11 protein-coding genes are annotated in these 14,676 nt (G+C 39.1%); 7 read left to right on the forward strand and 4 right to left on the reverse strand.

The window, feature by feature from the left end:
• Positions 1-44 precede the first annotated feature (44 nt).
• On the forward strand, positions 45-2,147 hold the full coding sequence (locus tag AACZ88_RS12675; protein WP_339710805.1) for a family 20 glycosylhydrolase: 2,103 nt from the start codon (positions 45-47) through the stop codon (positions 2,145-2,147).
• A gap of 411 nt (positions 2,148-2,558) precedes the next feature.
• Here AACZ88_RS12675 and AACZ88_RS12680 read toward each other — a convergent pair whose 3' ends face one another.
• Complete coding sequence (locus AACZ88_RS12680) at positions 2,559-3,665, reverse strand: DUF5009 domain-containing protein (RefSeq protein ID WP_339710808.1); 1,107 nt, start codon at positions 3,663-3,665, stop codon at positions 2,559-2,561.
• A gap of 148 nt (positions 3,666-3,813) precedes the next feature.
• On the opposite strand from AACZ88_RS12680, the gene AACZ88_RS12685 reads away from it, so the two are divergent.
• From AACZ88_RS12685 to AACZ88_RS12695, 3 genes are all read left to right on the forward strand, one after another.
• On the forward strand, positions 3,814-4,674 hold the full coding sequence (locus AACZ88_RS12685; protein ID WP_339710810.1) for a fructosamine kinase family protein: 861 nt from the start codon (positions 3,814-3,816) through the stop codon (positions 4,672-4,674).
• A gap of 90 nt (positions 4,675-4,764) precedes the next feature.
• Positions 4,765-6,906, forward strand: coding sequence for a PQQ-binding-like beta-propeller repeat protein (locus AACZ88_RS12690; protein ID WP_339710813.1), 2,142 nt, complete (start codon positions 4,765-4,767; stop codon positions 6,904-6,906).
• A 13-nt stretch (positions 6,907-6,919) separates the two neighbouring features.
• Entirely contained in the window at positions 6,920-7,981 is a 1,062-nt protein-coding gene (locus AACZ88_RS12695) for a Gfo/Idh/MocA family oxidoreductase (protein WP_339710816.1), read from the forward strand.
• A 2-nt stretch (positions 7,982-7,983) separates the two neighbouring features.
• Here the strand turns inward: AACZ88_RS12695 and AACZ88_RS12700 are convergent, their stop codons facing one another.
• Positions 7,984-9,177 carry a C40 family peptidase gene (locus tag AACZ88_RS12700; protein WP_339710819.1) on the reverse strand — a complete coding sequence of 398 codons (1,194 nt, stop codon included), beginning with the start codon at positions 9,175-9,177 and terminating at the stop codon, positions 7,984-7,986.
• A 100-nt stretch (positions 9,178-9,277) separates the two neighbouring features.
• On the opposite strand from AACZ88_RS12700, the gene dcm reads away from it, so the two are divergent.
• From dcm to AACZ88_RS12715, 3 genes are all read left to right on the forward strand, one after another.
• Positions 9,278-10,510 carry a DNA (cytosine-5-)-methyltransferase gene (gene dcm, locus AACZ88_RS12705; protein ID WP_339710821.1) on the forward strand — a complete coding sequence of 411 codons (1,233 nt, stop codon included), beginning with the start codon at positions 9,278-9,280 and terminating at the stop codon, positions 10,508-10,510.
• A 313-nt stretch (positions 10,511-10,823) separates the two neighbouring features.
• Positions 10,824-12,458, forward strand: a complete 1,635-nt coding sequence (locus AACZ88_RS12710) for a M28 family metallopeptidase (RefSeq protein ID WP_339710824.1) — start codon at positions 10,824-10,826, stop codon at positions 12,456-12,458.
• A gap of 117 nt (positions 12,459-12,575) precedes the next feature.
• Positions 12,576-12,950, forward strand: coding sequence for a hypothetical protein (locus tag AACZ88_RS12715; RefSeq protein ID WP_339710827.1), 375 nt, complete (start codon positions 12,576-12,578; stop codon positions 12,948-12,950).
• 31 nt (positions 12,951-12,981) lie between these two features.
• Here the strand turns inward: AACZ88_RS12715 and AACZ88_RS12720 are convergent, their stop codons facing one another.
• Both AACZ88_RS12720 and rpiB read right to left on the reverse strand, forming a co-directional pair.
• The gene (locus AACZ88_RS12720; protein WP_339710830.1) at positions 12,982-13,434 is read right to left on the reverse strand and encodes a GNAT family N-acetyltransferase; all 453 of its coding nucleotides are present in this window, start codon (positions 13,432-13,434) and stop codon (positions 12,982-12,984) included.
• A 268-nt stretch (positions 13,435-13,702) separates the two neighbouring features.
• Positions 13,703-14,134 (reverse strand): ribose 5-phosphate isomerase B, encoded by a 432-nt coding sequence (gene rpiB, locus AACZ88_RS12725; RefSeq protein WP_339710833.1) that lies wholly within the window; start codon positions 14,132-14,134, stop codon positions 13,703-13,705.
• Between the last annotated feature and the right edge of the window lie 542 nt (positions 14,135-14,676).

Consider the following 14,676-nt stretch of genomic DNA (forward strand, 5'->3'; position numbering starts at 1 on the left):
ATTTTTGGCAGTTGCACATTAAAAAATAAAAACAACACACTTCTATGAATCAAAAATTCTTCTCCCTGCTATTTTGCATTTCAATTTTAATTTCATGTAAAGACCAAGACAAGAAGCTTGGTGATTTCAAAGTACTGCCCGAACCCCAAGAATTCGAGGTTTCTGGCGTAAGTGAACTGGATGCAGGTACCATAGAAAATTACTATTCCAACACGCAAATCGATCCGGCAATACTTGGTGCCAACTTAAAGGGAATCAAACCGGCCAAAGACCCTTCTAATGCTCAATTGGTACTCACCTTGGATAAAACCATGGATATATCTGCGGAGGGATATTCACTTAGCATTGTGAATGGACAAGTATCCATTACCGGAAAAGATCAATCAGGCCTTTTTTACGGTTTGATAACGCTCGAGCAACTGCTTGAAGATGCAATTGAGCAACAGGTAAATTTACCCTTATGTTCAATAAAAGATTATCCATTGTTGGCCTATCGTGCTGTACATTTAGATGTAAAACACCATCTTGAAAAAACAGATTATTATTACAGATTGATGGACAAATTGGCCAGCTATAAAGTGAATGCCATCATTCTTGAGGCTGAAGACAAAATGAAATTCAAAAGGCAGCCCGTCATAGGTTCTGCCGATGCCCTTAGCCTCGAGGAATGGGCCAAATTAAGCGATTATGCAGCAGCCCGGCATATCGAGATCAGTCCTTTAGTACAAGGGTTGGGGCATGCTTCCTTTATTTTGAAGCACCCAGAATATAAAGAACTTAGGGATGACCCTACTAGTGATTGGGCTTTTAACCCCTTGAATCCAAAGACCTACGATGTTCAGTTCGACTTGTATTTAGATGCAATGGAGGCAACACCACATGGCAAATACCTTCATGTGGGTGGCGATGAGGTACATACAACAGGGCGCAACAGCGAAAAATCAGCTTTAGAGCTTCAACTGATGTGGCTCGATAAAGTCAGTAAATTTGCCGCGGAACATAATCGAATTCCGATTTTTTGGGATGATATGCCATTGAAGCAGGCAGAAGTATATGCACCCATGTTTCAGCCAGAAATGACCCAACAGGAAGTAGACAGTGTCTGGGCCAAAAACGGACATAGATTGGCCGAGTTTCTTGACCAATTTCCAAAAAACTGCATCTATATGAGATGGAACTACAGTTCGCCCGAAGCTCTGGGGAATACCAAGGCAATGGACTGGTTTCGTGAAAACGGTTTGCAGGTAATGGGAGCCACGGCTGGGCAAACCAGATGGGTTTTAATGCCACAGGAAGAGAGTAATATCGAAAACATCAAGTCTTTTGCCTTAAATTCAATTGATAGCGGTTCTCACGGACTATTATTGACCCTTTGGGACGACGATTCACCACATTTTGAGCTCTATAATAGGGGAATTGTTTTCTTTTCGGAATATACCTGGTCAGGAGAAAAAAGAAGTAACGACGCTTTAAAAACGGCCTACCGACAACGTGAATTTTCCCATGCTATGGCCGATGGGTCAAATGCCTTCATCGATAGTCTGGAAAAACCCGTAATCTTTTGGAAAAATGCGCTATTAAAAGGAAACAAGCGTAATTTCTTGGCAAGTATGGACAATGCTGTAGAAGAAGGAGTTATTGACCTTCCCCTGAACGGTAAACAAGGAGCGTGGAGCGAAAAATATGCCCCCCGGTTACAGCAAGCATCTAAAGTCATAAAACAAACTGACAGTATTGCGGCCATCATCAAAGAAGCCAAATCAAAAGCTATACGTAATAGCTACACATTAGATGTTTACGAGCAAGTAAACAACATGACTGCTGTTCCTGCCAAATTACTATTGGGACTGCAAGCTTATGATGCGGCCGAAAGCCCGGACGAGAAGACCACCGCGCTTAAAAACCTGGACGGACTACGAAAGGATTTCATTGCACACAGAAAGGAGTTGGAGAACGTTTATGGAAAGACCCGTATATTAAACAAGCCCGACGATTACATTCTTGATCAGGATCATCATGTTCACCTGGCCAACCAATCTATTAATTTCGATTGGCAATTCTATGCCGAAATGCTGTTCTTTGAAAAATTGTCAAAACAACTTGACAACGCCATTTATTTAGAAAACTCGGATGCTTTGAAGAAATAAAATGTAAGAAAAGGGAAAAAGAGAGTGTTTAAAAAGTTAGAACAAGTGGTCATTGTGAACAAAGTGAACCAGTCTGTCGATTACTACTTAATAAGTAACAGATTGCTTCGTGCCTCTCAATAACTATCAGAAATTTTTAAACACTCTCTTTCATTTTAAAGGCCTATGTTGCTACTCCGGCCAATCGTTTAACAAACTACTGGGTTTGTTTACGTGACGCTGTCAATTTTTCAAAAGAGATATTTCTATCGTGTCGGAATTATTTCACTCTTTAGCGATAGATTAAACAAGATGACATTAGATCATAGACAATCTTCTGACCTAGCAGTCTGTTTTTCTTTTAAATCGATGCTTTCCGCTATTGCTATTGAAATTAGGACACGTCAGAAATTTTTTCTTTTTCTAAGGCCTCTAAACCTTGAAATACACGTTCTTTTGATCTAAGAAATAGGTGATATACCAAAAGATGAAGAGAACCAACAGGGCATTAACAACCATGATGAAATCATCGGGCAAACCAATCGGACCAAGAAGCCCTTTCGTCCAAATCTCACCAAAACCACGGAACCATTGTGCCCCGACCGTCTCGGCAAACAAATAGATAAAAATGGAGTTGGTGCCTACCACGGAAAATATTCTTAGCCAATTCTTTTGATGTCCTCTAACGTCGATAGCCCAATAAAATAGGGTCAACGTCAAAATAGCGATGCCCCCCGAGGCCAATGTAAACGAAGATGTGGCTATCCTTTTGATTATTGGAGTGATATTCAATACATCCAAAGCAAAACCTAATACCAAAATTACGGACCCCCAAATCAAAAAAGATTTTAATTTTTCCACTACTAGTCGGTTCGACAACAATGCTTGTCCGCAAACAACCCCCCAGATCGTATGCGCCGCTGTGGGCACAAAATTGATAAATACCCAATGACCACCATTTGTTTTTCCCATAACCAACATATCAAACCAAGCACCGAAATTTCCGCCTTGACTGTATGGTTCTGCTGCATTGTATGTCCGATATAGAATTTCCGTGAGAACCAATAATCCAATCGAAATTGCAATTTGTGTTCTAGAAGGCAGGTGCATAATTATATAAGCAATAAGTATGGTAAAGGCCAATTGCACCAACACATTCCATAACTCCCAAACCAAAGCGTGGCTGTATACACAATGTAAGAGCACCCCGAAACTAAATAATAAAATACATCTTCTCAAAATATGCCGGGTGACCGCTTTCCGATTGCCAGAAGCCAAACGTTTTCGCATGGAGAACGGCATGGCTACACCCACAATAAACATAAAGAAGGGCTGAATCAAATCCCAAAAACGAAGTCCGTTCCAAGGGTGGTGATGTAATTGGTGTGCCAGTCCAGAAAAAGCCGTTCCTTCCACCAACTCCGAAAAATTATGATGAAATCCTGCCGCTTCCGCAATCAATAGAAACATAGTTAACCCCCTAAAAACATCCAAAGAAAATAATCGTTTAGATACATTTGTTGCTAACTGAGACATCATTTTTAGTTTAGGAGGTTATTCCGTACAAATTATGGAAAAAATTAAAAATAAGCCCTAAGAACGATTTAATTACATTGGACAATTTTAGTACCTTACTATAACTCATTTATAATAATCTGTGGTTGTTCAGGTTTGGCAGTAAATAAATATGACTAATAATCTAATAGCGCATCTTTCAACCGTTCTCGCCTGTCCTATAAAAAATATAACTTCTTTATCTGGAGGTGACATTTCGCAGGCGTATTGCCTTCAAACAGCCACCGAACGGTTCTTTTGCAAGACAAACACTTCTAGTAATGCCCAGAACATGTTCGCCCTTGAAAGAGCCGGACTGCAAACCATTGGCGCTACAAATACGATTCATGTGCCTCAGATCTATGGAAACGGAAAAATCGATACTACCGCTTTTCTATTATTGGAATATATTGAGACCCAACAGCCCAATAATCGAACTTCCGAACGTTTGGGGAACGAAATAGCGCAACTGCACGGGGTTTCGGCGGATTATTTCGGTTGGGAAAGCAACAATTTTATAGGAAATTTTCCACAATCGAACAGAAAGCATACGCTTTGGTCTAATTTTTATGTTAAAGAGCGGTTATGGCCTCAGCTAACACATGCTCAAAAAAATGGTTTACTTACCAGTTCAGAGATCCCTTCCATTCATACCATGCTGCAAGTTTGTTCACCATGGTTGGAAACTGTTCGACCTTCACTTATACATGGCGACCTATGGAGCGGAAACTACCTTATCTCATCAAACGGAATTCCTTACCTCATCGACCCAGCCGTTTCTTTCGGTGATTCTAGAGTAGATATCGCAATGACCCATCTTTTCGGCGGATTTTTACCTGAGTTCTATAAAGCTTACGAAACTCATTTTTCCGAGAAGAAATGGGATCAAAAGTATAATGATTTATACCAGCTATACTATCTATTGGTACACCTTAATCTATTTGGCCGCTCCTATTACCCCTCAGTTCAAAAAATCTTAGCGCGTTTTTTCTAATACTTTATCTACTTTGTAATCATATCCATGGCACGTGCCTTCTTTATTCTTCATTTTCCTTACTTTTAAAAAAAGTTCAATCGGCGGCTTATGAAAATCAATTTTAATCTTTACTATCGCTTTTGTTCCTTTTTATCAATTCTCCTTTTATTACCAAGCTGTAATTCAAAAGAAAAAATCGACAGTGCCAAAAATAATTATTCTACATGGACCTCTTATTTGGGCGGACCCGATCGTAACCATTTTTCTACGCTTTCACAGATTACACCCGAAAATGTGGGAAAACTAAAATTGGCATGGTCTTATCAGGCGCCAGATACCGGACAAATGCAAATGAATCCTATTATCGTTGATAGCATACTTTATGGAGTTACAGCAGCACTGAGGGTAGTAGCGCTCAATGCTTCGACAGGACAGGAAATTTGGCGTTTTGGCGACTCTCTTCCTCTTCAGCTTTCGACTAGCAGGGGGGTGTCTTTTTGGGGAAAAGATGATGATAAAAGAATTTTATTTTCCAAAGGTTCGGATCTATATGCTTTAAATGCCTTAACAGGAAAACCCATTGCAACCTTTGGGAACCGAGGAAAAATAGACCTACGATCTGGTATGCCGAAAAGTGCCAAGGACAAGTTTGTGATTTCTAATACGCCCGGAACTATCTTTGAGGATATGATTTTTATGCCGTTGCGTCTTTCGGAAGATGTTGGTTCGGCACCTGGTAATATTATGGCATTTAATGTGATAACCGGAGCCTTGGAATGGGTTTTTCATACCATTCCCCATCCCGGGGAGGAAGGTTATGGCACTTGGGAAGACCCAAACAGCTACAAAAGCGAACTTGTTGGTGCAGCCAATAATTGGGCCGGTATGGCAGTGGACCAGGAAGAAGCGATTCTTTATGTACCTACAGGATCTGCTGCCCCCGATTTTTATGGTGGCAAACGAAAAGGAAGTAATCTCTATGCGAACTGCCTTTTGGCCCTCAATGCTCGAACGGGGAAACGAATTTGGCACTTTCAATTTACCCATCATGACGTTTGGGACCGTGATCCCCCTGCCCCTCCGAATCTGATAACCGTTGAAAGGGGAGGCAAAAGAATCGCAGCCGTAGCCCAAGTTACCAAACAGGGCTTTGTTTATGTCTTTGACCGTAAAACGGGGGAACCCTTGTTCGACATAGAAGAAGTGCCTGTGCCAACCACATCAACTCTTGAAGGAGAAGTGGTGTGGGCCACACAGCCCATTCCCGTAAAACCAAAAGCATTTGCGCGATACTCCACAACATTAACAGAGGATAATGTTAGTCCTTATGCCGAAAACCCGGACTCTTTGCGTCAAATTATTACGAAGTCTGATAAAAGAATGTATGCCCCACCAAGTTTAGACCCCGTTTTATTATTACCAGGCTATGACGGAGCGGCTGAATGGGGTGGTGCCGGGGCCGATCCAAAAGAAGGCATTCTCTATGTCAATTCGAACGAAATGGCCTGGATACTTCAAATGAAAGCCAATGATAGTACCGCTCCCAGATTACCCTTTGGGGAAGCTGTTTATCACAAATATTGTGTCAATTGCCACCAAAAAGATCGACAAGGACTCGAAGTAAGCGGATTTCCTTCGCTCTTAGGAATTCAAGAGCGGCTATCGAAAGAAGCTATCGAATCAATCATTAGCAATGGGAAAGGAATGATGACCGGTTTCCCTCAAATTTCAGATGCCGAAAAAAAAGGTCTTTTGGCGTTCCTTTTGGAGCAACAAGACAAGTTCGAAATAACTGAAGGTGTGCCCTTGTCAAAGCCATACCCTTTACCGTACAAACATGGTGGTTATCACAAATTCTTAGATAAAAATGGCCTGCCGGCAATTTCGCCGCCCTGGGGCACCCTACACGCTATCGACTTAAATACCGGTGAGTATATATGGTCGATACCTTTTGGTGAAACCCCAATGCTTAAAGAAAAAGGTTTCCCAATTACTGGATCGGAAAATTATGGCGGTCCCTTAATTACTAAAAACGGTCTACTTTTTATTGGAGCAACAAAAGATGGTTATTTTAGGGCATTCGATAAGCACACAGGCAAATTACTTTGGGAATACGAGTTGCCTGCTCCGGCTTTTGCCACTCCGGCCATGTATGAAGTCGAGGGAAAACAATATATTGCCGTAGCATGTGGTGGCGAAAAGTTAGGAACGAAAAAAGGAAATCAAATTGTGGCATTTGCCTTGGAATAATAAAGATGTTTATATGAGAAAAGTACGCGTTTTAGTAGTAGGGTGTGGTAATATGGGAACCTCACATGCCCGTGCATATCATCAGCTAGAAGGATTTGAAATTGTTGGCCTGGTCAGTCGAAAACCCGAAAGCCGTGAAAAATTATCCGACGAACTGGGTGGTTTGCCCACTTTTGGCGATTATGCCCAAGCATTGGCTGACACCAAGCCAGATGCAGTTTCCATCAACACCTACCCAGATACCCATGCCGAATATATTAAGGTCGCTCTGGAAGCCAATGCCCATATTTTTGTTGAAAAGCCGTTGGCACTAACAGTGGAAGAAGCTGAAAAGATAGTCAGCCTTGCCCATGAAAAGAACAAAAAAATGGTGGTAGGCTATATTCTTCGGGTACACCCCGCATGGAAGAAATTTGTAGAAGTGGCACAAACCTTGGGTAAACCGCTAGTGATGCGAATGAACCTTAATCAACAAAGCTCGGGAGCCCATTGGTATACCCACAAACAATTGATGCAATCGATGTCTCCAATTGTAGATTGTGGTGTACACTATGTTGACGTAATGTGTTTGATGACCGCATCTACTCCGAAAAGTGTAAGTGCAATAGGTGCACGGCTTACCGATGAAATCGACGCGAAGATGTACAACTACGGACAATTGCAAGTTCGCTTCGAAGATGGTTCAGTAGGTTGGTACGAAGCAGGTTGGGGGCCCATGATGAGCGAAACCGCCTTTTTTATTAAGGATGTTATCGGGCCAAAGGGCTGTGTTTCCATAACCGATGAGGCCAAAGGGGAATCGGATGATGTGGATAGCCATTCTAAAACAGGCGCTTTAAAATTGCACCATAGCGCTACCGATACAGATGGAAATTTTATTAAAAATGACGAAATTATCGATACTTCCGATGAGCCCGATCATGATGGATTATGCCTATTGGAACAAGAATATTTTCTAAAGGCCATAACCGAAAACTTAGATTTGAATGACCACTTAAGAGACGCTGTAAATAGTCTTCGGATTGTTTTAGCGGCCGATGAGTCGTTCCGAACAGGAAAAACTGTCGAGCTCTAATGTCAATCTTTAAAAAGGGGTGTTTTCGTAAGTTCGATAACACCTTTCTTGTTATCGGCTAAATAGCGGTTAGACCTCAAGTACCGATTGCGATTGTATTCGTCATAATTTTCGGCGTTAGCATCCATACTGCTGATATGTACACGACCTGAAGAATGGATAAATTCATTGTTTCCGATCCACATTCCTACATGTACGACTTTTTCTTTTGTTGAATCCGTTGCCTGACGTCCGAAAAATAGTAAATCTCCTTTTTCCAAGTTTTCAAAATTTCTAACCGAATCTACTTCTTTTCCCGAATGTACTTGTTGAGAGGCATCACGTGGAATGACCATACCGTTTAAAAAGTAAATCGTTTTGGTAAATCCGCTGCAATCCACCCCTTTTGGTGAGGTTCCTCCCCATAGATAGGGAAGCCCCATTAGCGTTTTAGAAGTAGCAACCAAGCTCTCCGTGGTGGGTTCTAGGTTCTTCAACCAAAGATTATAGTCTTGAGCCTCTCTTTCATAAATAAAAGCTAACCGCCCATCAGGATAACGTACTTCAAAAAAGCCATTCTGTTGTCCGATTTTTTCCAAAATAGCTCCTGCAACCATATCGGAAACCACTTGGGAACTGGTATCGGACGCCGAATATGACTGTCCGAAAGTTTTTGTATAAATGATTTTTTCGAAGGATTTCCAATCTGTCGCCCGTTTTTTGTCCATCAATTCGACACCTCCCCTATCGACCCATGCCAAATAATTATCGGGAGTCTGAATAAAATACCAATTATCGTCTTGTTTATATACTTTCACCGGGGTTCCTAAAGTAGCCTGTGTTGCCAATTCAGATGAATGACCCGGCTTACTGCGTAAGTTGGCTACCGATATTTTTATAACACCATGGGTCTTTCCTTGCAGTGCTTCCGAGGGCAACATTTGTATGCTATCTACAAACGCAATGTTTTGGGATTCAAGATTTTCCTTCAGCGCTGTAACCGCTTGGGGTAGATTACTTTCACCCTTTAAAATATAGGCATCGTTGTTTTTTACCGCCCATAAATCAAACAATGCCACTCTTTTGTCAGGGGCAAACTCAGATTTCACCTTTGTAATCTCATCTTGAAGTGGATTTTCTGACTTCTTTTCACTTTCACAGGCTACAAAAAAGGTTGAGCAAAAAAGTATGATATAAATTCTTTGTATGAATTTCATAGGTCAACATTGTTTTTGTAAAAATAAACATATTCCCCTGAGCGCGCCAAGTCATAAAAAGCCAATTGTTTTTTATTGTTTTTGTCTAATTTTAACCCCAATGAACAAATTAAGAGTAATAGAGCTTTTTGCAGGTGTTGGCGGTTTCCGTTTGGGATTGGAACGCAGTAGTGGATTTAAAGTGGTGTGGAGCAACCAATGGGAACCATCAACGAAAATACAACACGCATCAAAAGTCTATGAAGCACGGTTTGGTTCCAAAAATCATAGCAATGCCGATATTTCACAGGTGCCAACATCGGAAATTCCCGATGCGGATATTTTAGTCGGCGGATTTCCTTGTCAAGATTATTCCGTCGCAACGACCTTACAGAATTCAAAAGGGCTTATCGGTAAAAAAGGAGTGTTGTGGTGGAGCATACACAGAATACTTTCCGAAAAATCTGCCCCACCGAAATATTTGTTCCTAGAAAATGTAGACCGTTTGCTCAATTCACCTTCGGCACAACGGGGCAGGGATTTTGCCATTATGCTCAAAAGTCTTGATGAATTGGGTTATGCCGTAGAGTGGCGTGTAATCAATGCCGCAGACTATGGAATGCCACAACGGCGAAGAAGAATCTTTTTTCTAGGATATCATAAATCGACTCCCATTTACCAAAGGTTGTTAAAAGCCGATAAATCGGATTGGATAAGCAAATCAGGAACTCTAGTCAAAGCATTTCCCATAGAAGAACGAATAACTATTTTATCGTCTTTTGAAATCAATGACAACCTGGTAACACTTTCTGAAAACTTTAATAGAGGAAAAAAGCTATCTCCCTTCAAAAATGCTGGGATTTTTATCAATGGAAAAATAAGTACTATTAAAACTACCCCAAAGTACAATGGTAAGCGAATGGTATTAGGCGATGTTTTACAAAATGGAGAAGTCACCGAGCGGTTTTTTATTCCTCAGGAAGATTATCCAAAATGGGAATATCTGAAAGGCGCAAAAAAAGAAATTAGAACCGCTAAAAACGGATATTCCTACAATTATTCAGAAGGTTCTATGGTTTTTCCAGATGCCCAAGATAATGCTTCAAGAACCATTATTACCGGGGAGGGAGGAAAAAGCCCCTCACGGTTCAAACATGTAGTACAAACCCATAAAGGGCTTCGCCGTCTCACTCCTGTTGAACTGGAACGTTTGAACATGTTTCCTGATAACCATACCAAATTGGATGGTATTACAGATGCAAAAAGAGCTTTTTTCATGGGTAATGCGCTCGTTGTCGGCGTTGTTGAAAATATTGGGCGCTCCCTAATTCAAACTATAAAATCTCAGGGATAAGAAAAATAAACACTTATAATTCAGGTTTATAAAATCATCTCGTAAAATGATTTGTCCAATAGAACAAAAGACCACCAAGTTTGCTTATATTATGTTTTGAAAATCAAAGCGCATAGTACTTGTATTTTATCGATCATAAGAATAATTTTATAGGTAGTTTTACTTTGCTAGTAATGCTCAGGGTTTCTTATAACAGACTCGGTAGTTGGTAATACGAACATATACAAACAAATGTGAAAAGACAGTTAGAGACTACTTTTTCTGTTTTTATGAAACCACAAAAAATACAATCACCCTTTATATAATCAAAACGATGAATAACTATTTAGCCTATTTCACGATTGCACTTTTAATACTATTTGTCGGTTGTAAACCAAACAACGCTAATGATACTGCCCAGGTACAAGTCGATGTATCAACTATTGGCAAACATATCGCACGGTTGGCCTCAGATGATTTTATGGGCCGAATGCCATTCACTGAAGGAGAGGTTAAAACTGTGGACTATTTAAAAAATCAATTCTCTAAACTTGGACTTTTACCTGGTAATGGAGAAAGTTACTTTCAAGAGGTGCCCCTAGTCGAAATTACGGGCACACCGGCAGAAAAAATGGAAATTTCAGCGGGTGATAAGTCTTTTGATTTGGCCTATTTAGAAGATTTTGTAGCGCTTACCTCGAAAACAGATCTTGAAGTTAGCCTTGAAGATTCTGAACTTGTTTTTGCAGGCTATGGTATTGTTGCCCCAGAATATGGGTGGAACGATTACAAAGGCATAGACTGGACAGGCAAGACGGCGGTTGTTTTAGTCAATGATCCTGGGTTTCAATCGGGAGACACTACTTTATTCAAAGGAAATGAAATGACCTATTATGGTCGTTGGACCTACAAATATGAAGAAGCGGCAAGACAAGGCGCAGCTGGGGTATTGATAATTCACGAAACTAAACCCGCTTCATACGGTTGGAACGTTATTCAGTCAGGTTGGAGCGGCCCGCAATTAAGCCTTGAAAGTGCAAAGCCCCTTACAGATATACAAGGATGGATTTCAAATGAAAGTGCAACAAAGTTATTCCAAGCATCTTCGGTCAAAATGAATAATTTTAAAGAATTGGCCAAAACAAAAGACTTTAAGCCAATATCATTGGGGTTAACGGCATCGTTAAAGATTTCGAATACCCTTAAAAGAAATGTTTCAAAAAATGTTATCGCGGTACTGCCCGGTACAGAAAGAAAAGATGAATATCTCATTTATTCGGCACATTGGGATCACCTGGGTATCGGAAGACCTATAGATAATGATTCTATTTATAATGGTGCAGTCGACAATGCTTCAGGAACGGCTTGTCTTTTGGCCATAGCCGAAGCTTTTAAAAAATCAGGCGCTACCAAACGTTCCATCGTTTTCATGGCCGTAACGGCTGAAGAACAAGGCTTATTGGGCTCGGCTTATTATGCTGAACATCCCATTTATAATCCTAGAAAAACTGTAGCTAACATAAATATGGATGCTTTATCAAGCCCTGGTCCTATGAAAGATTTAACTATTACTGGGTACGGCCAATCTGAAATGGATCAGTATGCAAAGGATGCAGCAGAAAAACAAGGACGCTATATTATACCAGATCCTGAAGCAGAAAAGGGTTATTTCTTTAGATCGGATCATTTTAACTTTGCAAAACTTGGTATTCCTGCACTTTACGCCAGCGGTTCTTTTGAGGATTTCGTACATGACAAGGAATTTATAAAAAAAATGAATGATGATTATCTCACCAATAAATATCATCAACCCTCCGATGAATATGACCCATTGACTACTGAATTAAGTGGTATTCAATTCGATGCACAACTCTTCTATCAAATTGGCTTGAAATTGGCTAATGAAGATTATTTTCCAAAATGGTACAGTGGGAGTGAATTTAAAGCCATTAGAAATGAAAAACTATAATTTTCACTCCACGATAAATTCTTTTGTAAGGCCAAATAATCTTATTTTTAATCTTAAATAACTGTTAATCAGTTTATAATATTTGGTTTTTACTTAATTTTTACTATCTTGTTCGTTATGGTAAAAGTAGATAAGTCAGAAAATCAGGAGTTTTTAGCGAAGTCAATTAATCATTTAGAAGCTACCGGCTTCGAAGGAATCAAGGCCGATTTAGAGGGTTATGAAACTCCAAAATCGTATTTGAGAAAAGGAAGTGATTCCAAAATCACACCCGACATTGTTGCCCTTAAAAATGGTAGAAAATACTTCTTTGATATTAGCTTAAAATCAGAGAAACCGCGACTGCTTAAATCTAAATGGTTATTTTTAGATGCTTTGAGTCGAATGAACTCCAATAGATTCAGGATAATTACAACTAAAGGGCATTATAAGTTTACCGATATGATGCTGGAAGATATTAACCTGACCAATAAAACTCCTATAAAAATATAGCATCAAAGATTTATGGGTTAAAAAACATAGGCTATGTATTTGATTTACGTATCATGCCTATATGTGGAATACCATCTTCAAGGTAACTATCACCAATTTGTGCAAAACCTAGTTCTTCATAAAATCGCTCAAGATATAACTGTGCCGATACATGAATGGTTGTTTCATTAAAATATGCTTCGACCGCTCTAATAGAATCTTTTAGTAGAACTTTTCCATACCCGTATTTTCTTTGATTTCGTTTGACCACTACCCGTCCAATACTCGCCATTTTTGCATAATCATTAGGTCTAAAAATTCGGGTGTAGGCTATTATTTTATTTTCTTTTAAACCTATTACATGAAGTGCCTTATCATCTTTGCCATCCAAATCTTGATATACGCAATTCTGCTCCACAACAAAAACTTCATTCCGGAGCTTTAGAATAGCATATAGTTCTCGCGTATTCAAATCTTCAAATTTCTTTACGATTATTTCAAGCATTCGTTTTGTGCCATTATGTTTCTACTCTTTAAATTGCCAAAAACTAGGCTCATAACACCAAAAGCAGCATATAATTCTTTTAAACTGTCATCCATTTATAAAATGGAAGTATAAAAATCAGCTGCAAAATAGATATGGCCACTAATAAGCTAACTTCAGTAAATGAAGCAGTCAAATAGAATCTTAATGAATATTTTTTGACCTTATTTCATCTTAATATAAAGAAAATGGAAGGAATAATTTTCAAATTGACAATACCTGTTAAAGGCTAGACAGCCGGTATTTTTTCTATTCTTCTTTCATGTCTGCCCCCTTCAAAACTCGTTTCTAAAAAAACCTCTACCATATTTAATGCCTGGGGCAATGATATATAACGAGCGGGCAAACTAAGAATATTCGCATCATTATGTTGACGGGCAAGTGCTACTATTTCATTATTCCAGCAGAGTGCACAGCGCACTTTTTGATGTTTATTGGCCGTCATAGAAGCACCATTTCCACTGCCGCATACAATAATACCAAAATTTACTTCACCATTTTCAACGTCCTTGGCTACAGGATGAATAAAATCAGGATAATCAACACTATCGGTACCATCAGTACCATAATTCAATACCGTTATACCTTTTGATTTTAATAAACCCAATATGGCAAGCTTATATTCGGTACCGGCATGATCGTTCCCTATGGCTATTTTCATGGTAAATATGATATGGTTTGTATCGCAAAAATACAATACTTAAGGTTTAACCACAAAAAGAGTTCGGTTCACAACAATATTTATGATAGGGTCAAAAAAGTGTTGTTAATTAGTAGTTGTTAATTACTGCTTAGATCGTTAATAAGCTTCCAATAAAAAATGGATTTAAAATTTTGTTTTTAACGCATAATATCGCTCTACAAAAAACTTCTTTCAAAACGTAATTAACTTCCAATAAAATTACTTTCATATATCACCGATAAATATCCAGTAGTTAACATTGAATTAACCTTAACTTATCAAAAAAAACATGTTGACTTTAATTATCAACCTTTATTGATAATTTTTTTAAACCACTGATTTGCAATAGTACTAGCATTTTATAAATTGTCAACAACTTTTATTATCCATTCAAAGCAAGCTTTCCTTCTTTTTTTTATCCCTACTATTAACGATCTATAATAACCATCATTTTTATTTAAAATTTTAAAAAGAAAATATGATGTATATAGTAATTGTTGATAACCATCGATAGGATCATA

This window comes from uncultured Kriegella sp. (assembly GCF_963975415.1).
In the GTDB taxonomy this organism is placed as follows: Bacteria; Bacteroidota; Bacteroidia; order Flavobacteriales; family Flavobacteriaceae; genus Kriegella.

Excerpts from the sequence above, each read along its gene's own strand:
- AACZ88_RS12675 (WP_339710805.1), top strand. The coding sequence starts at position 45 with ATGAATCAAAAATTCTTCTCCCTGCTATTTTGCATTTCAATTTTAATT.
- AACZ88_RS12680 (WP_339710808.1), bottom strand. The coding sequence starts at position 3,665 with ATGATGTCTCAGTTAGCAACAAATGTATCTAAACGATTATTTTCTTTG.
- AACZ88_RS12685 (WP_339710810.1), top strand. The coding sequence starts at position 3,814 with ATGACTAATAATCTAATAGCGCATCTTTCAACCGTTCTCGCCTGTCCT.
- AACZ88_RS12690 (WP_339710813.1), top strand. The coding sequence starts at position 4,765 with ATGAAAATCAATTTTAATCTTTACTATCGCTTTTGTTCCTTTTTATCA.
- AACZ88_RS12695 (WP_339710816.1), top strand. The coding sequence starts at position 6,920 with ATGAGAAAAGTACGCGTTTTAGTAGTAGGGTGTGGTAATATGGGAACC.
- AACZ88_RS12700 (WP_339710819.1), bottom strand. The coding sequence starts at position 9,177 with ATGAAATTCATACAAAGAATTTATATCATACTTTTTTGCTCAACCTTT.
- dcm (WP_339710821.1), top strand. The coding sequence starts at position 9,278 with ATGAACAAATTAAGAGTAATAGAGCTTTTTGCAGGTGTTGGCGGTTTC.
- AACZ88_RS12710 (WP_339710824.1), top strand. The coding sequence starts at position 10,824 with ATGAATAACTATTTAGCCTATTTCACGATTGCACTTTTAATACTATTT.
- AACZ88_RS12715 (WP_339710827.1), top strand. The coding sequence starts at position 12,576 with ATGGTAAAAGTAGATAAGTCAGAAAATCAGGAGTTTTTAGCGAAGTCA.
- AACZ88_RS12720 (WP_339710830.1), bottom strand. The coding sequence starts at position 13,434 with ATGCTTGAAATAATCGTAAAGAAATTTGAAGATTTGAATACGCGAGAA.
- rpiB (WP_339710833.1), bottom strand. The coding sequence starts at position 14,134 with ATGAAAATAGCCATAGGGAACGATCATGCCGGTACCGAATATAAGCTT.